At 35.9% G+C, this 25,397-nt stretch carries 25 protein-coding genes; 15 read left to right on the forward strand and 10 right to left on the reverse strand.

Translation table 11 applies throughout. The features are described from left to right. Nucleotides 1-4: 4 nt before the first annotated feature. Nucleotides 5-1,135 (reverse strand): ThiF family adenylyltransferase, encoded by a 1,131-nt coding sequence (locus tag FN756_RS13585; RefSeq protein WP_142604660.1) that lies wholly within the window; start codon nt 1,133-1,135, stop codon nt 5-7. 62 nt (nt 1,136-1,197) lie between these two features. On the opposite strand from FN756_RS13585, the gene FN756_RS13590 reads away from it, so the two are divergent. The 3 genes from FN756_RS13590 (at nt 1,198) to FN756_RS13600 (ending at nt 5,641) form a co-directional block, all read left to right on the forward strand. Beyond that, entirely contained in the window at nt 1,198-1,662 is a 465-nt protein-coding gene (locus tag FN756_RS13590; protein ID WP_142604661.1) for a response regulator, read from the forward strand. 571 nt (nt 1,663-2,233) lie between these two features. Then, nucleotides 2,234-3,205, forward strand: a complete 972-nt coding sequence (locus FN756_RS13595) for a ribonucleoside-diphosphate reductase small subunit (protein WP_142604662.1) — start codon at nt 2,234-2,236, stop codon at nt 3,203-3,205. Nucleotides 3,206-3,271: 66 nt separating this feature from the next. After that, complete coding sequence (locus FN756_RS13600; protein ID WP_142604663.1) at nt 3,272-5,641, forward strand: ribonucleoside-diphosphate reductase subunit alpha; 2,370 nt, start codon at nt 3,272-3,274, stop codon at nt 5,639-5,641. A gap of 146 nt (nt 5,642-5,787) precedes the next feature. Here FN756_RS13600 and rpoN read toward each other — a convergent pair whose 3' ends face one another. After that, the gene (rpoN, locus tag FN756_RS13605) at nt 5,788-7,260 is read right to left on the reverse strand and encodes an RNA polymerase factor sigma-54 (protein WP_142604664.1); all 1,473 of its coding nucleotides are present in this window, start codon (nt 7,258-7,260) and stop codon (nt 5,788-5,790) included. A gap of 257 nt (nt 7,261-7,517) precedes the next feature. On the opposite strand from rpoN, the gene mscL reads away from it, so the two are divergent. Then, a complete protein-coding gene (mscL, locus tag FN756_RS13610) occupies nt 7,518-7,916 on the forward strand; it encodes a large-conductance mechanosensitive channel protein MscL (RefSeq protein ID WP_142604665.1) in 399 nt (132 codons plus the stop codon). Nucleotides 7,917-8,006: 90 nt separating this feature from the next. Beyond that, nucleotides 8,007-8,933, forward strand: a complete 927-nt coding sequence (locus FN756_RS13615) for a DUF3078 domain-containing protein (protein WP_185955295.1) — start codon at nt 8,007-8,009, stop codon at nt 8,931-8,933. Between the two features lie 2 nt (nt 8,934-8,935). Here FN756_RS13615 and FN756_RS13620 read toward each other — a convergent pair whose 3' ends face one another. After that, nucleotides 8,936-9,817 carry a ChaN family lipoprotein gene (locus FN756_RS13620; protein ID WP_142604667.1) on the reverse strand — a complete coding sequence of 294 codons (882 nt, stop codon included), beginning with the start codon at nt 9,815-9,817 and terminating at the stop codon, nt 8,936-8,938. A gap of 139 nt (nt 9,818-9,956) precedes the next feature. Between FN756_RS13620 and rpmH the strand changes: the two genes are divergently transcribed. The 5 genes from rpmH (at nt 9,957) to tsaB (ending at nt 13,369) form a co-directional block, all read left to right on the forward strand. Next, nucleotides 9,957-10,115: a 50S ribosomal protein L34 gene (gene rpmH / locus FN756_RS13625; RefSeq protein WP_142604668.1), complete on the forward strand. Its 159-nt coding sequence runs from the start codon at nt 9,957-9,959 to the stop codon at nt 10,113-10,115. Between the two features lie 78 nt (nt 10,116-10,193). Continuing rightward, nucleotides 10,194-10,586 carry a ribonuclease P protein component gene (locus FN756_RS13630; protein WP_142604669.1) on the forward strand — a complete coding sequence of 131 codons (393 nt, stop codon included), beginning with the start codon at nt 10,194-10,196 and terminating at the stop codon, nt 10,584-10,586. Nucleotides 10,587-10,588: 2 nt separating this feature from the next. Continuing rightward, nucleotides 10,589-10,819 carry a membrane protein insertion efficiency factor YidD gene (gene yidD / locus FN756_RS13635; protein ID WP_221929067.1) on the forward strand — a complete coding sequence of 77 codons (231 nt, stop codon included), beginning with the start codon at nt 10,589-10,591 and terminating at the stop codon, nt 10,817-10,819. Nucleotides 10,820-10,895: 76 nt separating this feature from the next. Next, nucleotides 10,896-12,548, forward strand: a complete 1,653-nt coding sequence (locus tag FN756_RS13640) for a S41 family peptidase (protein WP_142604670.1) — start codon at nt 10,896-10,898, stop codon at nt 12,546-12,548. Between the two features lie 143 nt (nt 12,549-12,691). Beyond that, nucleotides 12,692-13,369, forward strand: a complete 678-nt coding sequence (tsaB, locus tag FN756_RS13645) for a tRNA (adenosine(37)-N6)-threonylcarbamoyltransferase complex dimerization subunit type 1 TsaB (RefSeq protein ID WP_142604671.1) — start codon at nt 12,692-12,694, stop codon at nt 13,367-13,369. 8 nt (nt 13,370-13,377) lie between these two features. Here tsaB and FN756_RS13650 read toward each other — a convergent pair whose 3' ends face one another. Further along, a complete protein-coding gene (locus tag FN756_RS13650; protein WP_142604672.1) occupies nt 13,378-14,349 on the reverse strand; it encodes a sulfite exporter TauE/SafE family protein in 972 nt (323 codons plus the stop codon). A gap of 174 nt (nt 14,350-14,523) precedes the next feature. Beyond that, nucleotides 14,524-15,960 carry a DUF5723 family protein gene (locus tag FN756_RS13655; protein ID WP_142604673.1) on the reverse strand — a complete coding sequence of 479 codons (1,437 nt, stop codon included), beginning with the start codon at nt 15,958-15,960 and terminating at the stop codon, nt 14,524-14,526. A 147-nt stretch (nt 15,961-16,107) separates the two neighbouring features. Between FN756_RS13655 and FN756_RS13660 the strand changes: the two genes are divergently transcribed. From FN756_RS13660 to FN756_RS13670, 3 genes are all read left to right on the forward strand, one after another. Beyond that, nucleotides 16,108-16,500, forward strand: a complete 393-nt coding sequence (locus FN756_RS13660) for a DUF423 domain-containing protein (protein ID WP_142604674.1) — start codon at nt 16,108-16,110, stop codon at nt 16,498-16,500. Between the two features lie 39 nt (nt 16,501-16,539). After that, nucleotides 16,540-19,041: a replication restart helicase PriA gene (priA, locus tag FN756_RS13665; RefSeq protein WP_246085477.1), complete on the forward strand. Its 2,502-nt coding sequence runs from the start codon at nt 16,540-16,542 to the stop codon at nt 19,039-19,041. Between the two features lie 178 nt (nt 19,042-19,219). Then, nucleotides 19,220-19,864, forward strand: a complete 645-nt coding sequence (locus FN756_RS13670) for a protein-L-isoaspartate(D-aspartate) O-methyltransferase (RefSeq protein WP_142604675.1) — start codon at nt 19,220-19,222, stop codon at nt 19,862-19,864. Between the two features lie 78 nt (nt 19,865-19,942). On the opposite strand, the gene smpB is transcribed toward FN756_RS13670, so the two are convergent. Genes smpB through FN756_RS13685 form a run of 3 tightly spaced genes read right to left on the reverse strand, consistent with a single transcriptional unit; the run spans nt 19,943 to nt 22,983 of the window. Next, nucleotides 19,943-20,410, reverse strand: coding sequence for an SsrA-binding protein SmpB (gene smpB / locus FN756_RS13675; protein ID WP_142604676.1), 468 nt, complete (start codon nt 20,408-20,410; stop codon nt 19,943-19,945). Nucleotides 20,411-20,442: 32 nt separating this feature from the next. Further along, the gene (locus tag FN756_RS13680) at nt 20,443-22,326 is read right to left on the reverse strand and encodes an Nramp family divalent metal transporter (protein WP_142604677.1); all 1,884 of its coding nucleotides are present in this window, start codon (nt 22,324-22,326) and stop codon (nt 20,443-20,445) included. 3 nt (nt 22,327-22,329) lie between these two features. After that, nucleotides 22,330-22,983 carry a metal-dependent transcriptional regulator gene (locus tag FN756_RS13685; RefSeq protein WP_142604678.1) on the reverse strand — a complete coding sequence of 218 codons (654 nt, stop codon included), beginning with the start codon at nt 22,981-22,983 and terminating at the stop codon, nt 22,330-22,332. Between the two features lie 116 nt (nt 22,984-23,099). On the opposite strand from FN756_RS13685, the gene FN756_RS13690 reads away from it, so the two are divergent. Beyond that, nucleotides 23,100-23,576 carry an Lrp/AsnC family transcriptional regulator gene (locus tag FN756_RS13690; RefSeq protein WP_142604679.1) on the forward strand — a complete coding sequence of 159 codons (477 nt, stop codon included), beginning with the start codon at nt 23,100-23,102 and terminating at the stop codon, nt 23,574-23,576. Here FN756_RS13690 and ung read toward each other — a convergent pair. After that, nucleotides 23,557-24,246, reverse strand: coding sequence for a uracil-DNA glycosylase (gene ung, locus FN756_RS13695; protein ID WP_142604680.1), 690 nt, complete (start codon nt 24,244-24,246; stop codon nt 23,557-23,559). The two genes, FN756_RS13690 and ung, sit on opposite strands and share 20 nt — an antisense overlap. Before the next feature lie 50 nt (nt 24,247-24,296). Further along, nucleotides 24,297-24,683: an acyl-CoA thioesterase gene (locus tag FN756_RS13700; protein WP_142604681.1), complete on the reverse strand. Its 387-nt coding sequence runs from the start codon at nt 24,681-24,683 to the stop codon at nt 24,297-24,299. A 152-nt stretch (nt 24,684-24,835) separates the two neighbouring features. On the opposite strand from FN756_RS13700, the gene FN756_RS13705 reads away from it, so the two are divergent. Then, the gene (locus FN756_RS13705; RefSeq protein ID WP_142604682.1) at nt 24,836-25,294 is read left to right on the forward strand and encodes a hypothetical protein; all 459 of its coding nucleotides are present in this window, start codon (nt 24,836-24,838) and stop codon (nt 25,292-25,294) included. Nucleotides 25,295-25,397: the final 103 nt, after the last annotated feature.

Raw genomic sequence — 25,397 nt, forward strand, 5'->3', positions numbered from 1 at the left:
TAAATTAAACAATCAGTTTTTCAAAATCGACATAGTAACGACCGGACGTTTCCAATGATCCTAACAAAATTCTCCTACAAGTATCAGTAACCATTGCTCCTCCCAAAACTACAGAAGATGCCAACTGAGGCCATGTAGTAATGGTTTTTCCTAATTGAGAAAGCGAATATTTCATTCGTTCTGACATATTAAAGACGTCACACATCGGGCCAAGATACTCCAATTTTTGTTGATTACTTAAATGACGTAATTTACTTGGATCAGAAAGATCAAGGTGTTCCATTAAACCATGAAAAAGCGGACGTTCAGGCTCCAAATCAAATCGCTCAATATCAAGCATTCCACGATCATTCATATCCATAACTACTGGAATGCCTAACTCTCTAGCTTTTAACCGGCTAATAATCTTCATATCAACTCCATCGCATTCTTCCACCAGTACATCAAGCTTTCCATTGCTGGTCATAAAATCATCAATATTCGATTCACTGGCACCCTCATCGTAACAACGTACTTTAATAAAAGGATCAATTTCAGCTATTTCGCGAGCAGCACATACCACTTTTTTCACATTCAAATCATGAATACCCACACGAATTCTATTCATATTACTCAATTCCACTCGATCAAAATCAGCTAAACGTACTTCTCCACAAACGCGTTCCATTATTAGGGTAAGTGCAATAGATTGGCCTACTGATAATCCAATAACGCCAATCTTTTTCTGCATTAAAATATCGCGTTCTTCCGGAGTAATTTTATAAATATTCCTACTTGTACGCACTTCCACAAATTCCTTTTCATCTAAAATATGGACTAATTTATCTATCCATGGATAATACACCCACACTCCATAATCTTGCTCCGCACATCCGTCTAATATGACTGAAATTTTCTCCTCAGATTCCATTTCAGTAAGCTGCTTCGATGGATTTCTTAACTTCACAAGCTCTTTCAACTGCCCGCGGAGCTCATCATAGACCTTTATCCAAGGACGATTTTGAAGTAATTCCTGTAATTTTTCAGCATCTTCAACAATTGTCAATCTAAAAAAATAAGGTATATATCCCTCATTATCAGAAACATTCAGAGTTGTACTTTTTAAAATTTCTTCAGTATTAAATTTTAATATCATATTGGATTAATAATTGAAAGCAATTGTCTAAATCTCTAAATTTATTGTTTATTTTTAAAACGATGAATGAGCAAGTAATAAACATTTTATATATAGATGATGAGATTCATAATTTGAATGCTTTTCGGGCCTCATTTCGCAGAATATACAATGTATTCATTGCTGAATCAGCCGAGGAAGGTAAAAAGATTTTAACCCAAAACGACATTCATATTATCATCACTGATCAACGGATGCCTAAAATCACCGGTATTGAGTTTTTAGAATCCATCATTAAAAAGTATCCCGATCCAATTCGTATGCTATTAACCGGCTATAGTGATATTACTGCTGTTATAGATGCTATTAACAAAGGACAAGTATATCGTTATATCAGCAAACCTTGGAACGATGAAGAACTAAAAATGAATATTGATAAAGCGTTTGAGGTTTATACCCTTAAAAAGCAGAATAAAGAACTGACTGAAAAGCTCTTAGTTGCAAATGAACAACTAGAATTTTTGTTAAGACAACAATTGCTTTCCTAGTATTTTTCCTATAAATTATTTTATATCACATTTAATTTATAAGCTATATTAATAAACAAAGATACACATTCATAATTCAAGGTCATTATTATAAAAGCTGCAAAAAATAAGTTATACAACTATTTTTGCAGCTTTCCTGATAAAATAACGACTCCTCTCCTTTTTTAGCAACAAAACACTGTATATCAAATAGTTTTATTGCTAACAATTTGTTGAAAACAAAATTAACTTCCACCCCTCATCAATCCTTAGCTTTGAAACAGCTCGTTAGGAATTATTATGCTATCCTAACCTTTAATGTTTCAGTGAATTAAGTATTTACGAATCCAAAAACTTAAAAAAATGCTCGATGCGCAGTAAAATCAGGCGTTATTTTATCTGCAGTACACGGTTCAAAACATTTATTTGAAAACCGCGTAGTAATACTAAACACTGTTTAGCCCCCACAATTAAACTAACCAATTTCTGAGAGGCCCCCCTTGCCTAAAGTTTAACTGCTAAAAAGCAGAAGAATGAGTTATTTAATTAGTTAAACAGTATAGAACAAGTAATAAATAAAGAAGAAAAATATATGGAACTCACGCATGAACCGTTACTGCAGGAAAACAAAGATCGTTTTGTACTGCTACCAATAAAGTATCCGGCAATTTGGGAAATGTATAAAAAAGCCGAAGCTAGCTTTTGGACCGCCGAAGAGATCGATCTTTCACATGATCAGAAAGATTGGGAAAACTTTAACGATGGGGAACGTCATTTCATTTCGCACATTTTGGCTTTTTTTGCAGCCAGTGATGGGATTGTGAATGAAAACCTAGCGGTTAATTTCATGAAAGAAGTTCAAATTCCGGAAGCACGCTGTTATTATGGTTTCCAAATTATGATGGAAAACATTCACTCTGAAACGTATGCGCTTCTTATTGATACGTATATAAAAGACAGTGTGGAAAAAAACAGACTTTTCAATGCAATTGAAACAGTTCCTTGTGTTAAGAAAAAAGCGGAATGGGCATTACGCTGGATTGAAAGCGGAAATTTTGCTGAACGTCTTGTTGCATTTGCGGCTGTTGAAGGCATTTTCTTCTCTGGTTCATTTTGTTCTATTTTTTGGTTGAAAAAACGCGGATTAATGCCAGGCCTTACCTTCTCTAACGAATTGATCTCTCGTGATGAAGGCTCTCATTGTGAATTTGCTTGCTTATTGTATTCAATGGTTGTGAATAAACTTTCAAAAGAAAGAGTTTATGAAATTATTGGAGATGCAGTTCGCATTGAAAAAGAATTTATTACGGATGCATTGCCAGTAGGCCTTATTGGTATGAATGCAAAATTAATGCAGCAATACATTGAATTTGTAGCTGATCGTTGGTTAGTAGCCTTGGGATATGATAAAATTTATAACGCTACAAATCCTTTTGATTTCATGGAGATGATATCCCTGCAAGGGAAAACCAATTTCTTTGAAAAACGTGTTGGTGATTATCAAAAGAGCGGCGTCCTCTCCGATAAGGAAAGCAACATGTTCTCCCTGGATGAGGATTTTTAGAAACTAAATCGAACCTAAATAACGCTCCATTGATTTCAACATTATAAACTTAAACTCTCAAAAAACATGTTTGTAATAAAACGCGACGGAAGAACAGAATCGGTGAAATTTGATAAAATCACCGCCAGAATAGAAAAAATGAGCTATGGATTGGATCCTAATCACGTGGACCCGATCGACGTAGCTAAAAAGGTAATTGAAGGTTTATACGATGGTGTAACTACTTCAGAGCTGGACAATCTAGCAGCAGAAACAGCGGCATCATTAACTGTAAAACATATTGACTATGCTTTATTAGCATCGCGCATTGCTGTTTCCAACCTACACAAGAACACCGAAAAGTCATTCTCTAAAACAATGGAGAAGCTTTACAACTACGTAGACCCGAAAACAGGTTTAAATGCGCAGTTACTTGCAGATGATATTATTGAGATCATCCGCAAAAACGCCGACATTCTTGATTCAAGCATTATTTACGATCGTGATTTTGGATTCGATTACTTCGGGTTCAAAACTTTAGAACGTTCGTACCTGCTTAAATTGAATGGTAGTGTTGCAGAACGTCCGCAACATATGTATATGCGTGTAGCCGTTGGTATCCACAAAGAGGATATTGACTCAGTCATCAAAACCTATAATTTGATGTCAGAAAAATGGTTTACACATGCTACTCCTACTCTATTCAACTCAGGTACGCCCAAAGCCCAAATGTCATCGTGCTTCTTGTTAACCATGAAAGATGACAGCATTGAAGGTATTTATGATACCTTGAAACAAACTGCAAAAATCTCTCAATCTGCAGGTGGAATTGGTTTGAGCATTCACAATATCCGTGCTACAGGCTCATATATCAGTGGAACAAATGGTACATCCAATGGTATTGTTCCAATGTTGCGCGTATTCAATGACACGGCTCGTTATGTTGATCAAGGAGGAGGAAAGCGTAAAGGTGCTTTTGCTATTTATTTAGAGCCTTGGCATGCAGATATCTTTGATTTCCTTGACCTGCGTAAAAATCATGGTAAAGAAGAAAACCGTGCGCGTGACTTATTCTATGCATTATGGATTCCTGATTTATTCATGAAACGTGTGGAAGCAAATGGAGACTGGAGTTTATTCTGCCCTCATGAAGCACCTGGATTATACGACACTTATGGCGACGAATTTGAAGCTCTGTTTGAAAAATATGAAAAAGAAGGACGAGCTCGTAAAACAGTAAAAGCTCAGGAACTTTGGTTTGCTATTATGGATGCGCAAATCGAAACAGGTACTCCTTACATGCTTTACAAAGATGCGGCCAACAAGAAATCGAATCAGAAAAATTTAGGCACAATCAAATCGTCGAACTTGTGTACCGAAATCATGGAGTACACTTCAGAAGACGAAGTTGCGGTATGTAACCTGGCATCAATATCTCTACCTAAATTTGTAATTAATGGCGCTTTTGATCATCAAAAATTATACGAGGTAACCTATCAAGCCGCCTTGAATTTGAATAAGATCATCGACAATAACTATTACCCGGTAGAAGAAGCAAGAAACTCAAACCTGCGTCACCGCCCAATTGGCTTGGGTATTCAAGGTTTGGCAGACGTATTTATTATGTTACGCCATCCATTTGAATCGGCAGAAGCTCAACAACTAAATCGCGAAATTGCTGAAACCATTTATTTTGCTGCTTTGACAGCATCAAAAGATTTAGCTAAAGTTGAAGGGTCTTATCCTACGTATGCTGGCTCACCGGTATCACAAGGTATTCTTCAATACGATATGTGGAACGTGACTCCAACCAACCGTTGGGATTTTGACACGCTTAAAGCAGAAATTAAACAATTTGGCGTGCGTAACTCCTTATTGGTTGCTCCAATGCCAACTGCTTCTACTTCACAAATTTTTGGTAATAATGAATGCTTTGAACCATATACTTCAAACATTTATGTACGTCGTGTACTTTCAGGTGAGTTCATTGTTGTAAACAAACACCTCTTGAAAGACCTTGTTTCGCTTGGTTTGTGGAACAATAACATGAAGAATAAAATTGTTGAAGCCAATGGTTCTATTCAAAACATTCCTGAAATTCCAGCCGATATTAAAGAGATTTACAAAACAGTTTGGGAAATTAAACAACGCACACTTATTGATATGGCTGCTGATCGTGGCGCTTACACTTGTCAAAGTCAGTCATTAAATATGTTCATTCAAAGCCCTAACAATGCTAAACTAACTTCGATGCACTTCTACGCATGGAAGAAAGGCTTAAAAACTGGCATGTATTATTTACGTACTCAGGCAGCCAATCAAGCGGTTCAATTCACTGTTGAAAAGCAAGCTGAAAAGCAATTGGATCCAGTACTTCAACAAGGTGGACAAGCTGAAGAAGAAATCAGCGGACCAGTTTGTACCATGGAAGAAGGTTGCGTTACTTGTTCAGCATAGGTATTTATAAACCCAAACGAAAAACAGCTCTGATGATGAAAATTATCAGAGCTGTTTTTTGGGATACTGTCGGGTACTCCAAGCTCTCTTATCAGAGGGTGAAAAGGTAAAAATTCGTAAACTCCTTTTTTTCTAATTTAGAAATCTTATAATTCTTTCCGCAACCTGGCTACCGGGATATTCATTTGTTCGCGGTATTTAGCAACCGTTCTTCGAGCAATATTATAGCCTTTATCTTTAAGGATTTCGGCTAATTTTTCATCCGCTAAAGGCCTGTGTTTATCTTCCTTGCCAATGCAATCTTCCAAAATCTTTTTAACCTCTCGATTTGAAACTTCTTCACCACTTTCAGTTTGAATAGCTTCTGAAAAGAACGATTTTAAAAGGAAGGTTCCAAATTCAGTTTGAACGTATTTGCTATTTGCCACACGGGAAACTGTTGAAATATCCATTCCAATCTGATCTGCGATATCTTTTAGGATCATTGGACGCAACTTGCGTTCATCACCTTCCAAAAAATAATCGTATTGATAATGCATTATAGCATTCATGGTTTTAATAAGTGTTTGCTGACGCTGTTTAATGGCATCAATAAACCATTTGGCCGAATCGAGCTTTTGCTTCACAAACTGAACGGCTTCCTTAAGTTTCTTGTCTTTACTTGATTGTTTATCGTATGTATCAAACATCTCCCTATAATCACGGCTTATTTTAAGCTCAGGAGCATTTTTTGAATTCAATGTAAGCACAAGCACCCCATCATTATTTCTGATGGCAAAATCAGGAATAATCTGCATTTGTTTTGAATTCCCATCAGCACTTGAGTCACCCGGTTTAGGATTCAGTTTTAAAATTTCATTTACTGCATCCTTCAACCTTTCAGCTGAAATATTGAGTATTCTCTCTAACTTATCGTAATGCTTCTTGGTAAACTCATCTAAATGATGTTCTACAATTTCAATAGCTAGTTTGATGGTCGGATTCTCTACATCTTTTTTTCGAAGTTGAATAAGCAGGCATTCTTGAAGATCACGTGCACCAATACCTGCAGGATCTAAACTTTGAATCAATTTCAGCATGCGCTCTAACTCTTCTTCGGTTGCATCGATGTTTTGTGCAAAAGCTAAATCGTCAGACAATGAAATTAAAGAGCGACGTAAATATCCGTCATCATCAAGACTACCTATGATTTGTTGAGCAATTAGAAAATCTTTATCATCAAGTGCAATTAAATTTAGTTGAAACTGTAATGTTTCATAAAATGAGCTCGATTGTGCATAGGGTAATTCCTTTTTCTCCTCTTCATCGTCACTATCGTACGCCATGCTGGTTGCATAGTCCTTCTCACTGTCATCTTGTAAATAATCTTCTATACTAAACTCATCACTATTATCTGTTAATTCCTCTTTGTAATCTTCCTTTTCTTCATCTTCAAAAGAATATTCTTCCTTCTCTTCATGCTGAATAAGGCTGATGTCTTCCAATGCAGGATTCTCTTCCAACTCTTCTTTTATCCTAGCATCAAGCATTACCGTAGATACCTGCAGTAATTTGATGAACTGCAACTGTTGAGGTGAAAGTTTCTGTAGTAACCTTTGTTGTAAATTCTGCTTTAACATAGTTGAAGGTTAAAATGACAAATCTATATCGAAAAAACGGAAAATTAACGACATTTCCTTCTATTGTGTCGCTATTTTTTTATTGTTTAAATCAAATTGATGGCATTTGGATTAATTCATTTAACATTTATTATTCTATAACAAACGCCTAATTCCCATAATTAATATCATCATTTTTTTGTTTATTCAGTTACGAAACCATAATTTAAAGAAAAAAATATTAATTAACTATTTGTTAAACATTTACTTTCAAAAACATGAGCCTTATTAAGGAATTTAAAGAATTTGCCATGAAAGGCAATGTGATTGATCTAGCAATAGGAGTGGTAATCGGTGGTGCCTTTGGGAAAGTCGTTACATCTTTGGTTGATGATATTATAATGCCTCCAATAGGTTATTTAATAAACGGTATTGATTTTAAAGACATCAAAGTGCATTTAAAAGATGCAGTTGTTGATGCTTCCGGCAAAATAACCTCATCTGAGATTACTATTAATTTTGGGAATTTTCTACAAGTGATTTTACAGTTTCTTATTATTGCCTTTGCTATTTTCTTAACTATTAAAGGCATTAATAAAATAAGAAAAAATGAACAGCCTAAAGCCTCCTCAGAAGCGTTATTAACTGAAATTCGTGACTTACTGAAAAAGCAATAGCTGTTTCATTTGTAAAATACCTTTCCGAAAAGGTGTTTTTTTATTGGAAGATAAATGCATTCCTCAAGTTTTCGTTTATTTTTGCGGCCAATGAGGTCTTTTTTTACCATAGTAACTTTCTTTCTTTTTTACACTACTGCTTTTGCACAAAAAAAAGATAGTATAAAAGTTTGGACGATTGGAGGGTCAAACAGCTTCCTGTTCAGTCAAGCTAGTTTCAGTAATTGGAAGGCAGGAGGTCAGAGCTCATTAAATTTCCTTACCGGATTTTCGGGTCATGCAAATCGGCACAAGCCCAAAAATGATTGGGAAAACACAGTACAAGCAGCCATTGGCACACAGTGGCTTGAAGATGAAACCTTACGCAAAACTGACGATCGGTTTGAAATAGTATCCAAATACGGCATCCGGGCATCAGACAAATTATATACATCTTTTCAGCTTAATTTAAGAAGTCAATTTGTCCAAGGTTTTCAATATTCAGGTGACAAAAAAACCAAAGCTTCAAACTTCTTTGCTCCCGCTTATCTAACGTTGTCATCCGGTATGGATTATAGGCCCTTTACCGGCATGTCCTTACTAATCTCTCCGTTTTCTACCCGTGCCACCATGGTACTTGATCAAGACCTAGCCAATTTGGGAGCCTACGGTGTTAAGGCTGCAATAAAAGACGCTGATGGAAGTATAGTTGTACCTGGACAACGTTTCCGTCAACAAATTGGTATGGGTGGAACTATCCGTTTTGATGGCAAATTAATGCAGAATGTAAAGTTAACAACCAAGCTTGACCTTTTTGCGCAATACGACTATTTAGATGTATTTGATGTAAACTGGGATTGCTTATTTGATTTTAAGATTAATCGTTATCTAACAGCCAATATTGGAACTTCCCTTATTTATGATGAAGATATTCTGATCAAGAAAACTCAAACAATTAATGGAAAACTAGTAGAAACCAACAAACCTCACGTACAATTTAAAGAGATTTTAAGTTTAGGCTTAAAATTTAACTATTAGCGTCAATAACTACGAGCAATTTTGGGATCCGTAATAATGATATAATCTGCAAGATTGCTAAACTTTGAATAATCGGGGTGACCAAAGCTCTCATCAGAAAAACAACTTATGGTGAGCACTTTCAAACCTGACTTTTTTAAGCGCTCACAAATACCCAGATACTCATCGCTATGAAAACGACCATTTAACTGAAACACTTTCTTTCCGTTATTCTTGTTAAGAAAAGAAATAATAGAATGAGCCATTGAGGCATCCCATAAATTTTGGGATTGGTAGATTTGCATACCTGATACTATATGTCCTCCCATAGCCTTTAGAAAATTTTTATAATACTTACCAGAAAGAGTATCTATAGGTAAAGGAGCAATAAGAAATTTAGCTTCTAAGCTCAAATTATCCAATGCGTTCAATCCTTCTTTACTTACCAAATTTATATAGCGCGCGGGTGCATTGGCAGCAATTACCGATAGATTGTTTGTTTTAGCAAATTCAACCAGAGGCCTGTAGTCTCTGTAATTACTCCACACCCGAGCATCTTTTAAGAAATTCTTTTCACTTATTAAACCTTTTAGATATTCATCAAGCACCAACTGAACATCTCGCTCAAACATCTCCATAGATAAAGCCATTGAGTTACCAAAGCGTTTATTTAGACTTTCAAATAATTGTTTTTCCAAATGATGGCCTATAGAATCATTGTGTTCCTCTCCAAACTCGATAACATTCACCTTTTCAGCAGAATCAACAATAGCACTCAAGGTTACCTCTTTACCTGCTCGAGTTGAGTAAATTTTAAAATGAACTATGGAACTATCCTGAGCAATCGTTAATATTGGCAGAAAATTAAGCAAGCAAATAAGGTATAAAACACTTAGTTTTTTCATAATTCAAAATAGCTGAAATTGCTAATCCATGCAACATTTTAAAAAAATGAATCGCAATCATTTTGATTTAAAAGAAATCAACCCTATATTTGCAGCCCTAACAGAAAGATTGAATTAACCGCTATATAAGGCAAAGAGGATGAAAAGAACATACCAACCATCACAGCGCAAAAGAAGAAATAAGCACGGCTTCCGTGAAAGAATGGAAAGCGCAAATGGCCGTAGAGTGTTGGCTGCACGCCGCGCTAAAGGCAGAAAAAAATTAACAGTTTCTAGTGAAAGAAAACACAAGGCTTAATTGATTTCGGCCCGTGGGGCTAGCAATACGTTAGCGTAATTGTTTTCGTATTGTAATTTTAACACGGATCGAATCTCGATGAATACCTTTAAAAAAGAAGAACGTTTATGTAGTAAAAAACTCATTGAGGAGTTATTACATAATGGTTCTTCTTTTCTTTTATATCCTCTAAAGGTTGTTTGGTTAATCAAACCTGCAAATGAACCTAATCCTTATCCCACTCAACTTGTCATCAGTGTTGCCAAAAAACGTTTTCGAAGAGCCAACAAACGCAACAAAGTAAAACGCTTGATACGTGAATCTTATCGTATTAATAAAGAAGAGCATCTCTATAATTTTCTAAAAGAACAACAACTTACACTTCTGCTAATGTTTAGCTATGTTGGCAAGGACATATTTACCTACTCCGATTTAGAAAAAAAAATTAAATTGTGCCTCCATCGCGTAGTTAAAGAAATTGAAAAGCGATAGTTTTGTATGTGCTGAAAAAGATTCTTACCCCTATTTTCGTTGGGCTTATTCGGTTTTATCAATATGTGATATCGCCATTATTAGGTCAAAACTGCAGATACTCTCCTACATGTTCGCAGTATGGGGTTGAAGCAATCTTGAAATATGGACCTTTTAAAGGCGGGTGGTTAGCTTTAAAGCGCATTGCGCGTTGTAATCCCTGGGGTGGACATGGCCATGACCCGGTACCATAACAATCACTATAAATAGCTTGAACGCTATTCTTTTTTGTCGCTTTATTTGTTAAATTTAGAGTACACCCTTACTCATATGCTCAAATATTATAAAAAAACGCTCATCATTGCGGTTATCTCGGCAGCACTCATTGGTACCGCCTTTATAGACGACATGTTCGAGATCTCAAAAAACCTCGACATTTTTTCTTCATTATACAGAGAAGTTAACACCAGCTATGTTGATGAGGTTGAACCTGCAAAACTCATGCGCACCGGTATAGATGCCATGCTTAAATCACTTGATCCTTATACTAATTACTACTCTGAATCGGAAATTGAAGACGTACGGTTCATGAGCACTGGACAGTATGGAGGGATTGGTGCTACTATTTTTCAAAAAAAGGGAGATATTGTAATCAATGAGCCCTATGAAGGTTCGCCAGCCCAATTAGCTGGATTAAGAGCCGGTGATATAATTACAGGTATTGAAGGCAGGCCTGTAAAAGGAAAATCAAGCGGTGATATTACTACGTTTTTAAAAGGACAACCCAATACTTCAGTAACGCTTATGATTAAACGACCTGGCGAAAACAAGGAAATGCAAAAAGTATTGACTCGTCAGGAAATCAAAATTAAAAATGTTCCCTATTACAGCATGTTAAGCGAGTCTGTGGGATATATAAAACTGAGTGGTTTCACTCAAAATGCGGGCAACGAAGTAAAGGGAGCTCTTCTTGATCTTAAGAAAAACGCAGGATTGAAATCAGTAATCTTAGATCTTCGAAACAATCCAGGCGGTTTATTACTGGAGGCTGTAAATGTTACAAATGTATTTGTTGATCGAGGGCAATTAATCGTAACAACAAAAGGAAAAATAGCTGACAACAACCGTTCATATAAAACCCTGAACTCACCAGTAGATTTAAACATACCTGTTGCCGTTATTACCAATAGCCAATCAGCTTCTGCTTCTGAAATTGTTTCAGGTGCGATTCAAGATCTTGACCGTGGAGTTATCGTAGGACAGCGTACTTTTGGTAAAGGATTAGTGCAAAACACTCGTCCATTAGCATTCAATACTCAATTAAAGGTTACTGTGGCGAAATATTATGTCCCTAGCGGACGCTGCATTCAAGCCCTGGATTATTCTCATCGGAACCCGGATGGCAGTGTAGGCAAAGTTCCTGATTCATTAATTAAACCATATCAGACCCGAAACGGTCGCAAAGTATTTGATGGCGGTGGAGTTTCTCCGGATTTTGAAACAGAGTCAAATTCATTAAGTAATATCACCTTAAGTTTATTGCAAAAAGGATTAATTTTCGATTATGCAACAGCGTATAGAAACAAGACTACTTCAATTGAAGCCCCAAAAATATTTAAACTTACAGATGCTGATTTTGATGATTTTGTAAAATTCCTTTCAGATAAAGACTACGATTACGTAACTGCAAGTGAAAAAACGCTTGAAGATTATAAAGACGCGGCCATTAAAGAAAAATATTTCGAAGCAATAAGACCTGATTATGAGAAATTAAAAACAGCCTTGAAACACGACAAACAATCCGATTTACTTAAACACAAAGAAGAAATCGTCAAATATCTTGAACAAGAAATTGCCGGCAGGTATTACTACCAAAAAGGTAAAATTGAAGTATCTCTGAAAAAAGATATAGACGTTAAAAAAGCTATTGAAGTACTTAATAATACACCTACATATTATTCAACATTAGCCACAAAAAATTAACTCTACTTTTTTATATTTTAAATTGAAGCGGGTAACTCCCGCTTTTTTTATGACTGTTTTTTTTGAAATCATTCAAAAGTAATTTAACATGTTAACTTTGCGACAGAAATCAGCTTTTTGACTCTGCAAAGACTTAACAAATAATGTCACTTATTTTACATCTAGAAACTGCGACGACTTCCTGCTCTGTAGCCTTGGCCAAACAGGGGCAATTATTATCATTAAAAGAACAGAATAGCCCAAATATTCATGCAGGAATGATTACGTTATTCATACAGGATGTAATGAAAGAAAGCGGCTATACACCTCAACAATTAGATGCTATTTCCATAAGCATGGGGCCTGGCTCTTATACCGGCCTTCGAATTGGTGTTTCTACTGCTAAGGGTTTATGTTATGCTTTAGATAAACCTTTAATTTCAGTTAATTCTTTATTGGCAATGGCTAACGGAATGAAAACTAAAACCGATGAATCAGTTTTGTTATGCCCGATGATTGATGCCCGCAGAATGGAAGTTTATTCTGCTATTTATAACCATCAATTAGAAGAGATAAGAGAAACAGTAGCTGAAATTATTGACGAAACTTCTTTTTCAAGCATTCTGCAAGATCAAAAGATATTGTTTTTTGGCAATGGCGCTGGCAAGTGTGCTACAACTATAATACATCCCAACGCATCATTTATAAATAATTTCGAAAACTCTGCAGCTTACTTAATTGAACCAGCCTTAGAAAAATTCAACAAAAACATTTTTGAAAATGTCGCGTATTTTGAGCCTTTCTATTTAAAAGATTTTTTCGTTACACAGAAGAAAATATAAGCCTCGAATTAAATTATTTTCATTAGGCCGGCAATAATACTTTTTAAGCTGACCAACATAACAATTATACCTACTGAAACCATAATTGTTTTTGCTGATATTTTGTTTGAAATTCGTGCAGCTATTGGGGCAGCAATCGCACTACCAATAACTAAACCTGCAACAACATCCCAATGTATTGTACTAGCCATTGTCACAAAAGTTAACGAACTCAGCATTGCTACAAAAAAACGAGTTGCTTTAACGGTACCCAATGATGTACGCGGATTACGGCCACCCGCTATTAATGACGATAATACGATAGAGCCCCATCCACCTCCTCCAATTGCATCAATAAAACCTCCACTAAATCCAAGTAAGCGGATTTTCTTAAATTTATTTTTAGCAGTTCTGATTGATTTTATTTTAAAGGATTTAGACAAAATTATTGCCCCTAAACTAAGAGTATAAAAAGAAATTACAGGTTTAGTGTAACGGCTATAATGTTCCAGCGAGGATAAGAGGTAGGCTCCTATCACAGCTCCTAATATTCCAGGAATAACCAACAACCAAAACATCTTTTTGTTAATATTTCTCATTCTTCTGTGCACCCATCCTGCCAGACCGCAACTTAAAATTTCTGATAAATGCACTGCTGCACTTGATGATACAGGTGATATACCCATTGAAAGGGCAAAGGTTGTTGAGGTAACACCATACGACATGCCGATGGCTCCGTCAATCATGGCGAAAACAAAACCTGCAACAAAGAAATAATAAAAGTTCGGACTAACCCTGCTTACAAAATCTCTAAAGGGAGGGTTAACCTCGAATATCAACGCTACACACAAAACAAGAAGTACAAAAACTACAATACCAATTATAACTCTTCTTCCTTTTTCAAAGTTTTGAGAATTATTTGTAATCTCAGCACTCTTCACAACCACAACAGTTTGTTTTACAAGTGCATTTTCTGTTTTTATTACATCAGTTTCGCTCATAAAATCAGGACACGTTTTTCAAAAATACGTCCCTCAAATATAGTAAATCTATATAACTAATAGAATATATGGGAATCTTTTTTAGCTCTCAAAATTGTATTAAATTTCACCTCAGTTGTAACCCACTAAAAGGCTAAGGCTTGATAACAAGTCATAGCCTTTTAATTGGTAAACCTACTGATTCTCATAATCTTTTGTTTTTTGTACGCGCTTACGAACTTTTTGATCTGATTTTGAATCAGTAATTGGTATATAGCTGGCGTTTTCAGAGTAAAAACCTCTACCTAATTTAAATGCCACACCAAAATTAAATTGAGCTGAAGTTTGAGAAGTATAACGGTATGCTGTATTACGGGCATCTTTTATCAACTTATAAGTGCCAAATAAATTATCAGAACCCATCATGAAATCGATCCATGGAGCCTGTATCGTAAAATGAGTACCGATTGTAAATGAATTATTAGTATTGTACTGTCCTTGTAAAATAAAGTGAAATTGCTCGTAATTGAAATCATTTAACCATGCAATGTCAGATTGAAGGTTCTGCACCGGCACTGAAACAAAAACCGCTGACCTCCAGAAAGGCATCAACCTATTATTTAAACCCATTTCTAAGCGGGCAGGAAGGTATGTGGTGATTTTTTTCTTTGTAATAGTTGTATCATTAAATGTTATTAAATCGAGGATATTTTTTCGTGAAAAATCCGGAGCATATGTTCCGTTTATATATCTACGTCCATCAAATACTTTTTCCCGATTAAACTCCTTCCAGGTAATAAAACCTATATCACGAAGGTTAATACTGGCATCCATTGTTTCACTTAATTTAGCCGTCATTGCGATTGTTGCCGTAAAACCAGGGTTTTTAAAATTTGGCAAAAAATGATTGACGTTTATTGAATCGGTTTTACCAAGCAGCCTTTCTTTACCCCTCAAACTTAAATAAAGCATATTTTGGTCTGGTAAATTACTTGATTTCAGAACATCCATTTGAGACCTGGTAATATTGATATCTGAATAATTCACACCGCTAACGTATCCTACTTTTACGCCTAAAGCTATTGACTCATTAAATTTACGATGTAAACCAACCGCTATTTGATTGTATGCAGCACCATAACTATTGGTTATGTACTGATCGGTATAACTGCCGGGATGCAGATTATCAGAATTGATTGAAGATACAGCATCATTCTTTGCCTTACCATAAGCATATCCCCTTGATGAAACATCAAGCATGAGTTCGGTACCTGTTCTGATATTAAGTAGATATTTTGCTGAAATGAGATTAATAGCATAAGAACTAAAGCCTATATTATAATGCTGGGGTTTGGCTAGTGATGCATTAAAAATACCCTGCCCCTGATTCAATATATTGTTACGCATTAACGAGTCGGCGTCACCCCAAACTCTCAAATCACCACTTATAGAAGGAACCAAAAAATTAAAAGCAAAATTCTTGAAATCTTTATTTAAAACTGCAACAGAGGGATTATCTATAGCTTCAAATAAGGTATTTGTGCCATAAGTTGCAATGCGCTGAGCTTTAACTTGTGCAGCTACAAATAAAAAACAAAAAAGAAGAAAGGTCAGTTTATTTTTTTGATGCATAGGTTGTTTATACTTTTAATTAAGAAATAGGTTGCGAATTATTTTTTCATCAGGCACCATTTTAACAAAAATATACTTTTATGAGTGTTAAATGTTACTTATAATTATGAGTTGTTAACTTTGCAGCACTTAAACTCATCTAAAAATATGCAAAAAACCACATTGATCCTTGTTGCTCTCTCCGGAATGTTGGCAGTAGCACTTGGAGCCTTCGGAGCTCATGGCCTAAAAAATGTTCTCACACCCGATCAAATGGCGATTTGGGAGAAAGGAATACAGTACCAATTTTACCATACCTTCCCGATGTTGGTTTTGGCTTTCTACCCTAAAATAAATATTAAAGGTTCATTTATTCGTGCAATTTGGTTTTTTCTGGCAGGAATTTTACTTTTTTCGGGTTCCTTATATATTATTGCAGTTAAAGATCTAATTGGTTTAAGCAACATAAATTACATTGGCATCATCACTCCTATTGGCGGGGTTTCATTTATCTTAGGCTGGTTATCGATACTTTGGGGTGCCTTGCGTGAGCGAGTTTAATAATCAATTACCCCTTAAATACTTTTTATAAAGCAACACTTGAATTTACTATCCGATACATCAATAGAAAATAATTACGAAAACGAAGGCAGACTTACTCTATTTGTAGAAGTAATATTGCCTTTGGCCATTTCAAAGAATTATACTTATCGGATACCTTATGAGTTAAATATTGAAGTTAAAGTCGGCAAGCGTGTAGTTGTGCAGTTTGGAAAGAATAAAGTGTACACCGCTTTAATTTATAAAATTGGAACTCGTGCTCCTGAACTTTACGAAGCCAAGTATATTTTATCAATTCTTGATAACGAACCTATTACAACCGAAAATCAACTGCATTCTTGGGAATGGATGGCTTCGTATTACATGTGTTCTATTGGGGAGATAATGAATGCGGCTCTCCCATCTGCCTTAAAACTTGCCAGCGAAACGCGAATAACTTTAAATCGGGAAGCTGAATTTGATAAAAGTCTATTAACTGATAAGGAGTTTTTAGTGGTCGATGCGCTCGATATTAAAGCCGAACTTACTTTAAACGACATCATCAAGTTGTTGGGACAAAAAACAGTCATGCCTATCATTAAATCGCTGAGTGAAAAGCGAATCATTATGGTGATAGAAGAATTGCAACAAGGCTATAAACCCCGAATTGAAAGCTTTGTAAGTTTGAACCCAACTTATTTTGATCAGGATCGTTTGCGAGATCTATTTCAAGTATTGGAACGGGCCCCCAAACAAGTTGATTTGCTAATGACTTATCTGCGTTTATCAAAACTCAAGAAAGAAGTTAGTAAAAAAGGCTTATTGGAAGAAAGTGCTTCTTCGCCTGCAGTATTCAATGCATTGGTTGAAAAAGAAATTTTTTCTTTAGAAAAAAAAGAAGTTAGTCGTTTTAAAACTGACGAAATAGAAATTATTCGCAATTTCGAACTATCAGCGGCACAACAAGATGCTCTGGAAACAATTCAAGCAGGATTTACAGAAAACAGACCTGTTTTATTGCAAGGCGTAACTTCATCGGGCAAAACACAGCTTTACATAAGGCTTATTGAAGCCTGTATACAACAAGGAAAACAATCCCTTTATTTATTACCTGAAATTGCGTTGACTGCTCAAATGATTGAGCGTTTAAAAGCTTACTTTGGTGATAAAATTGGCATTTATCACTCGAAATTTAATGATAATGAACGCGCCGAAGTTTGGAAAAAAGTTCTGAAAGGCGAATATAGAATTGTTCTCGGAGCACGCTCATCTATCTTTTTACCATTTACCGATTTAGGATTGATCATAGTTGATGAAGAGCATGAAAACTCATACAAACAATACGATCCAGCTCCTCGCTATAATGCTCGTGATATCGCCCTTTATTTATCAAAATTACATACTGCGTCCATCGTTTTAGGATCTGCCACGCCATCCCTCGAAAGTTATTTTAATGTCAAGTCGGGTCGTTATCGTTTGGCTTCATTGCAAGAGCGATACGGAGGCGTTAAGTTACCCGAAATCGTAATTACAGACCTTGCTCAAGAACGAAAACAGAGGTCAATGAAATCGCATTTCTCAGGAATGTTATTCAGAGCGATGGAGCAAGCACTTGAACGAAAAGAACAGATCATTTTATTTCAAAATCGTAGAGGATATGCGCCAATGCTGGTGTGTTCGACCTGCGCCTACACACCTAAATGCGTACAATGCGACATCAGCCTTACCTATCATAAACACGATCATAAATTACATTGTCATTATTGTGGTTACAAACAAACTATTTTTCATTTGTGCCCTGCTTGTGGGGGCACTCAAATTGAGCAAAAAGGATTTGGAACCGAAAAAATTGAAGATGAATTAGCCATTCTATTGCCCAATGCACGCATTACCCGGATGGATTTAGATACCACTCGAACAAAATTTGGGTATCAGCAGATTATAAATGATTTTGAAGATCGAAAAATTGACATTTTGGTGGGAACACAAATGGTTACCAAAGGGTTGGATTTTGAAAACGTGAGTTTAATAGGCATTCTAAACGCTGACGCAATGCTCAATTTCCCTGATTTCAGAGCGTTTGAACGTAGTTTCCAGCTTATGACTCAGGTAAGTGGTCGAGCAGGCCGACGCAGTGATCGAGGAAAAGTGATTATTCAAACTTATCAGCCGCAACATAAAATAATTGATTGGGTTAAGCACAACGACATTCAATCTCTATATAAAAGCGAATTAGCCGAACGCAGTAGTTTTCACTATCCACCCTATTTCAGATTAATTCAACTTGACATAAAGCATAAAGAGATAGAAAAGTTAAATGCTGCCGCAGATATGCTTGGGAGGGAACTGAAACAACAACTCGGGAATCGTGTATTGGGGCCGGAGTTTCCTTTGGTAAATCGAATACGTAACTTGTACATTAAAACGTTGCTCATCAAAATTGAGAAGGAAAATATTTCATTGTCGAGGGTAAAACAAGTGATTTCGGAGTCTATTGCTCATTTCTACAGGGAAAGCGAATACAAAACCACAATTATAAAGATTGACGTGGATCCGTACTAATTGTAACTTCCAACGTTGTAGCTAGAATATTAAGGTAATTGCGCCAATTTTAAGCATTTCAACACATATCAGGAAAGTTTGAAAATTGGATATCAGGACACAACAACTTATAAACACATGTCAAAAACCGGCCTATTTGTGTTATTTTTGATGTTTATAATCTAATTATCATTTTATAATGATTGACACCTATAAACATAAAGGATTACGTAAAATACTTGTACGAACGATTAAAGAGAAAGGGATTAAAGACGAACGAGTTCTTAAAGCAATCGAAAAAATACCGCGTCATTTTTTTGTCGAAAAATATTCAGATGAAATAGCTTATGCCGACAAAGCATTGAAGATTGATGCCGGTCAAACTATATCTCAACCGTATACTGTAGCCTATCAAAGCGAATTATTACATATACAGCCAGGCGACAAGGTATTAGAAATCGGGACAGGATCCGGTTATCAAACCGCTATCTTACTTGAACTTGGAGCAACTGTTTACACGATTGAACGGCAGGAAATGCTGTATAAAAAAACAACCGCGTTCTTGCCAACCCTGGGATATAACCCACATTTTTTTCTTGGAGATGGCTCCAACGGAATCCCAGAACATGCTCCTTACAATAAAATCATTGTAACAGCTGGTGCTCCAATAGTTCCAGAAACCCTTTTAAAACAACTTACAATTGGAGGCTTACTGGTTATTCCAGTTGGTGATGAACATGTTCAAAAAATGACTACCGTACTAAGAATTAGCGAGACGGATTATGAAAAGATTGAACTTGATCAATTTAGATTTGTTCCGCTGATTGGCGATAAAGCCTGGTAATTAGTTACGAGTTGCAGATTGTTGGTTTCGAGTTATTAAAAAACCTAACTCACTCCTAAAAGCTGTAACTCGAAACACCTAAACCTTTCGGGCTCTTCCCATTTCAACCTTCGCATCACGCTCTTTAATACTATCGCGTTTATCGAATTCCTTTTTACCTTGTGCTAACGCTATTTCAATTTTAGCAAATCCACGTTCATTCACAAACATGTATAAAGGAACAATGGTTAATCCCTTTTCTTTAGTTTTGGCTTGAAGTTTTTTCAGTTCTTTTTTCTGAAGCAGCAATACGCGATCACGCTTGGCTTCATGGTTATAAAACGAACCATGTGAATACTCAGCAATGTGCATGTTTCTAACGTATAACACATCCCCAATAAATGCACAAAATGCATCATTGATATTTACCTTGCTTTGTCGTATCGCTTTTATCTCGGTACCCAACAATTGTATGCCTGCCGTGTATTTTTCGAGAATGCTGTATTCAAAGTAGGCCTTTTTATTCTTAATATTTACTTTGCTCTGGGTATTTTTATTGTCTGACATTTAAAAAACATGATTCAATAATTCAATCATTATTACTTCACAATCAGAACCGGCACTTTTACTTGGTGACGTACTGAATCTACTGTAGCCCCAAATATAACATCTTTTAAGCCTTTATGCCCATGTGCTCCCATTATTAAAATATCAGCTTCACTTTCATTGACAATTTCAGAAATAGCTTTTGCCGGATTACCATAACCAATGCGATGTTTTACGGTGTACCCCATTTTTGTAATCTCAGCTTCATATTTAAGCAGGTTGGCTTCGTCGCTACGTGTTTCCAAATCGGTTGTGGACGCTCCATAATAACGAGCTCCGGCTGATTCTACAATATGAATCAATAAATATTCAGCGTTTTTACCTCCTTGGTACAATGCGCTTTTAATTGTACGACCATCCATAGAAGAAAAATCAACTGTAATACATATCGTTTTATATTGAATATCAGAAGGGGCCTCAAGCATAACGGCATCTCCATGAGGAAGAAGTTGTACATCTTTTCTACGTTTCTGAATAAAAGGAGCAATTATTACATAGATTAATAATAAAGCTACAATTATCGTTATGGGTAAAACCAATGCGTATAAATAAATAGCGTTATCTCCAGCATTCTTAATCCATCCACTCATTTCTTCAATAACTAATTTCACATTAAGAGCAACAATGATGAATGCCGAAAGCCAAGCTAAAACCTTAACCCAATTTTTAATTGCAAAATCTCTCATTTCTTCCTTATCACTGCAAAAATGGATTAAAGGAATTACCGCAAAGCCTAATTGCAGACTTAGCACCACTTGACTAAAGACAAGCAACTCTCCTAATGAATCATCACCAAACTGTACAATGCAGAAAACGGCAGGACTTATCGCCAATAAACGCGTAATTAAACGACGCAACCAAGGACGAATGCGTAGATGAAGATATCCCTCCATTATAATTTGTCCTGCAAGGGTGCCGGTAATGGTAGAACTTTGTCCGGAAGCTATCAAGGCAACGGCAAATAAGGCTGGTGCCAAACTTCCAAATATGGAATTTAAGAGTTTATGAGCATCTTCAATTTCAGCCACATCACGCATTCCATTATTATGAAAAGCTGCTGCAGCCAAAATAAGAATAGCCGCATTCACAAAAAAAGCAATATTCAGAGCAATACCGGTATCAATAAAATTGAATTTTAATGCATCTTTTATACCGGTGAACGAACGGGAAATTTTTCGTGTTTGAACCAGAGATGAATGCAAATATAAATTATGAGGCATCACTGTGGCTCCAATAATACCAATTGCAATATATAAAGCCTCACCTGATAACATTGATGGAGCAAAACCTGCTGCAACCTCGCTAATTACAGGCTTGGCAATAACAAGTTCAATGAAAAACGAAACGCCAATCACAAAAATCATAGAAATAATAAAGCGTTCCATGGTACGAATACCTTTTTGCATCAAGAAGAGGATGATCAATGTATCAAATGCAGTAATCAATACCCCATATAAAACCGGAATATGAAATAACAAATGTAAACCGATGGCCATACCAATTACTTCAGCTAAGTCACAGGCGGCTATCGCGATTTCAGCAAGTATGTACAAAGGAATATTAATTATAGCAGGATAGGTTTTTCGTGACGCCTGAGCCAGATCCAGACCACGCACCACTCCTAACCGGGTACTTAAGCTTTGCAGCAGCAGCGCCATTAAATTTGACATGAGCAAAACCCAAATAAGGCTGTAGCCAAACTTACTACCTCCGGCCAGATCTGTTGCCCAATTACCTGGATCCATATAACCAACACTTACCAAATATGCAGGACCAGCAAAAGCCATAAGTTTTCTCCAAGGGCTTTTATGTTCAGGAATGGCTACCGAAGAGTGTACTTCACTTAATGAATCCGATGACTGTTCTTTATAGGCCATAATTTATTTTGCTACTAAAATATTATTCGCCACTTCTTTACTTAAAAACAAGGTTCTCTCCTCAGTTATAATGATCATTGAATTATCATAATCGTTTTTCTCCGACACTTTTAATTGTATACCCAAACCCAAATGTTGTTTCTCTAAATATTGAAGAAATGCAGCACTATGATCACTAACTCCAGAAACAGTTCCGCGTTCACCTGTTTCTAACTTCGATAGTTTAAAAAAATTAGGGATTTTAAGAGTGCCGTTTTTAGAAGGAATAGGATCACCATGCGGATCAAATTTTGGAAAACCAAGATATTCGTCCAAACGATCAACCAAGGGAGCGGAGTTAATATGCTCTAACTCCTCAGCTATATCATGTACTTCATCCCATTTAAAATTCAATTTGTTTACCAGGAAAAATTCCCATAATCTATGCTTTCGAATTATCTGAATAGCTATACCTTCACCTTTATGCGTAAGGGTAACACCTTGATATTTAGCATAATTTACCAATTGCTTTTCCGAAAGTTTTTTGATCATATCCGTTACTGAAGCAGCTTTGGTATTCATAGCTTCGGCAATAGCGTTGGTAGTTACATTACCAATACTTTCTTCAGTAAGTTTATAAATAGCCTTTAAGTAATTTTCTTCTGTAAATGAATTCATTTTCAATTTGCACTTATCTAATATGTTTTTTAGATCGCTCTAAATTAACCAAATTATTTTTTCTTTTTGTTGATTTGAGGAAAAATAATTTGTTTTTTTGCACAAAAACAAAATCAATGAACGCACACCATCTAGACAGGATAGACTTACACATCATAAAATTGTTACAAAGTGATGGCCGAATAACCAACCTTCAGCTTTCAAATGAAATAGGTCTTTCACCTGCACCAACATTAGAAAGGGTACGTAAACTCGAAAATCAGGGTTATATTAAAAGCTATCATGCCGTAGTAGACGAAGAAGCTTTAGGCTTTAACGTGAAATGCTTTATTCAAATTACTATTAACTTAAATGTACCGGATGCACGAAACAAATTCATTCAAAAAATCAATGCGATCGAAGAAGTAGTTGAATGTCATCATGTAACGGGTTCTTCTGATTTTGTAGTAAAGCTGATTGCAAAAGATATGAAAGGATACGAGCGTATCATTCTTGAAAAATTAAGCAAGATCGAAGAAATTGGACATCAGAGCTCAATGATGATTCTGTCAAGTAATGTAAAACCTGCGCTTCCTATAGTAATTGAGAAGTAATTTGCCAGTTTATTGCTGATAAGCTTTGTTCTGCAAGTAATTTATTTGCATTAGAAAAATGCTTACATCCCATAAAACCTTTATTGGCAGAAAATGGAGAGGGATGAGCAGCTGTTAAAATATAATGAGTAGAGGCATCAATTAATGATGCCTTTGCTTTTGCATAATTTCCCCATAACAAAAACACCAAGCCGGTTTTGTTTTTCGAAAGCAATTGAATAACAGTATCGGTAAATTGCTCCCATCCTTTATTTTGATGAGAACCGGCCTTATCGGCTCGAACCGTTAGTGTAGCATTTAACAAAAGTACCCCTTGATCAGCCCATTCAGTTAAACACCCATGATTGGGAATTTGCAAGCCTAAATCATTATTTAATTCCTTATAAATATTTTTTAATGACGGCGGTATAGCCACTCCTTTAAGAACTGAGAAACACAGCCCGTGTGCCTGTCCCACACCATGATAAGGATCCTGACCTAAAATAACTACTTTCACTTTATCAAAAGGCGTATAATTAAATGCGTTGAAAACATCTGCACACTTAGGATAGATTGTTTCGCCTTTCTGCTTCTCTTCTTGCAAAAAAGTTTCTAAACTAATCATATATTCTTTCCCAAATTCTGCCTGCAAAATTTTGAGCCATGAAGGATCTAACGCTTCTGTAGTCACATTATTAATTATTAAATGTAAAACAAGAAAAAATTATGCTTTAGACATTATCATCCAATTATTTTAATAGGCTTTTTATTTTCATCAATGGCTACAAAGGTAAAACTTCCTGTAACGGCCAATTCACGGTGCTCAGAATACATTTGCTCAATATATATTTCTACCTGAACCTTCAAACTTGTATTACCAACGTGTATTACCTTTCCAATTAATTCAACGATGGTTCCATGCGGGATGGGTTTTTTAAAATCAATTTTATCAGATGAAACCGTTACCATACGCAAACGACTGAACCGTGTTGCGGTAATAAAAGCAACCTCGTCCATCATATGCATTGCCGTTCCGCCAAAAAGCGTATCATAATGGTTAGTTGTGTTCGGGAAAACGGCTTTAAAAATCCGAGTTTCCGATGAATTAATACGTTCCGTAAGTAACATTCTTAGAGATAAAAGTTTTAAATAAAAACCATAAAAGGCCATGAAGACCTAGAGAGAGATTCCAAAGGTAGTATACATCCTGTTAAACTCAAATTCTTTGAAACCAATTAAATGCCTTATCGTATAAACCACTGACACTGAACTCGTAGCATATGAAAAATCTATTTAAAAGTCTATTTATTCTCTTGAGTTTTACTACTCTCTTTTCATCTTGTGAAAAACAAGAAACAGCAAGCCCTGAAGTACCTTCTGGTATGGTTGGAGTATGGGAGGCACAATCTGCTGATGTCAAAATTCTCACTCACAGCAATGTTGTAGTTGAGCAAACATCTTTAAAAAAGGATCAATTTGCTGGAGAATATCCAATTCGCATCGAATTTACTGCAGATAAATTAATTTATTCTTATTTGAAAAATGGCGTAACTGTTAAAGAAGAAATTAGTTATTACATGAATACCGTTGACAATAAAATTCATATTAAAGGTTCTTCAGGCGAAGATATTCCGTTAATATATGTTGTAAAGGGATATACCTTAACGGTACTTTTTGTAAACGGTTCAACTCCTGACTTTAGCTCTCATGTGAACGTTACATTCATCAAGAAATTTTAAAAAGAAACTGAATCGTCCTGAAATAGGTTGACAGAATTTTATACTAATCCCGGTTATGCAAGTGACCGGGATTTTTGTTGGTAAACACTTTCTGGTGTTTTCA

Source organism: Solitalea koreensis (assembly GCF_900182575.1).
Taxonomy (GTDB): Bacteria; Bacteroidota; Bacteroidia; order Sphingobacteriales; family Sphingobacteriaceae; genus Solitalea; species Solitalea koreensis.

Bases quoted from the DNA above. Each gene is read 5' to 3' on its own strand.
- FN756_RS13585 (WP_142604660.1), bottom strand. From the start codon at position 1,135: ATGATATTAAAATTTAATACTGAAGAAATTTTAAAAAGTACAACTCTG.
- FN756_RS13590 (WP_142604661.1), top strand. From the start codon at position 1,198: ATGAATGAGCAAGTAATAAACATTTTATATATAGATGATGAGATTCAT.
- FN756_RS13595 (WP_142604662.1), top strand. From the start codon at position 2,234: ATGGAACTCACGCATGAACCGTTACTGCAGGAAAACAAAGATCGTTTT.
- FN756_RS13600 (WP_142604663.1), top strand. From the start codon at position 3,272: ATGTTTGTAATAAAACGCGACGGAAGAACAGAATCGGTGAAATTTGAT.
- rpoN (WP_142604664.1), bottom strand. From the start codon at position 7,260: ATGTTAAAGCAGAATTTACAACAAAGGTTACTACAGAAACTTTCACCT.
- mscL (WP_142604665.1), top strand. From the start codon at position 7,518: ATGAGCCTTATTAAGGAATTTAAAGAATTTGCCATGAAAGGCAATGTG.
- FN756_RS13615 (WP_185955295.1), top strand. From the start codon at position 8,007: ATGAGGTCTTTTTTTACCATAGTAACTTTCTTTCTTTTTTACACTACT.
- FN756_RS13620 (WP_142604667.1), bottom strand. From the start codon at position 9,817: ATGAAAAAACTAAGTGTTTTATACCTTATTTGCTTGCTTAATTTTCTG.
- rpmH (WP_142604668.1), top strand. From the start codon at position 9,957: ATGAAAAGAACATACCAACCATCACAGCGCAAAAGAAGAAATAAGCAC.
- FN756_RS13630 (WP_142604669.1), top strand. From the start codon at position 10,194: ATGAATACCTTTAAAAAAGAAGAACGTTTATGTAGTAAAAAACTCATT.
- FN756_RS13640 (WP_142604670.1), top strand. From the start codon at position 10,896: ATGCTCAAATATTATAAAAAAACGCTCATCATTGCGGTTATCTCGGCA.
- tsaB (WP_142604671.1), top strand. From the start codon at position 12,692: ATGTCACTTATTTTACATCTAGAAACTGCGACGACTTCCTGCTCTGTA.
- FN756_RS13650 (WP_142604672.1), bottom strand. From the start codon at position 14,349: ATGAGCGAAACTGATGTAATAAAAACAGAAAATGCACTTGTAAAACAA.
- FN756_RS13655 (WP_142604673.1), bottom strand. From the start codon at position 15,960: ATGCATCAAAAAAATAAACTGACCTTTCTTCTTTTTTGTTTTTTATTT.
- FN756_RS13660 (WP_142604674.1), top strand. From the start codon at position 16,108: ATGCAAAAAACCACATTGATCCTTGTTGCTCTCTCCGGAATGTTGGCA.
- FN756_RS13670 (WP_142604675.1), top strand. From the start codon at position 19,220: ATGATTGACACCTATAAACATAAAGGATTACGTAAAATACTTGTACGA.
- smpB (WP_142604676.1), bottom strand. From the start codon at position 20,410: ATGTCAGACAATAAAAATACCCAGAGCAAAGTAAATATTAAGAATAAA.
- FN756_RS13680 (WP_142604677.1), bottom strand. From the start codon at position 22,326: ATGGCCTATAAAGAACAGTCATCGGATTCATTAAGTGAAGTACACTCT.
- FN756_RS13685 (WP_142604678.1), bottom strand. From the start codon at position 22,983: ATGAATTCATTTACAGAAGAAAATTACTTAAAGGCTATTTATAAACTT.
- FN756_RS13690 (WP_142604679.1), top strand. From the start codon at position 23,100: ATGAACGCACACCATCTAGACAGGATAGACTTACACATCATAAAATTG.
- FN756_RS13700 (WP_142604681.1), bottom strand. From the start codon at position 24,683: ATGTTACTTACGGAACGTATTAATTCATCGGAAACTCGGATTTTTAAA.
- FN756_RS13705 (WP_142604682.1), top strand. From the start codon at position 24,836: ATGAAAAATCTATTTAAAAGTCTATTTATTCTCTTGAGTTTTACTACT.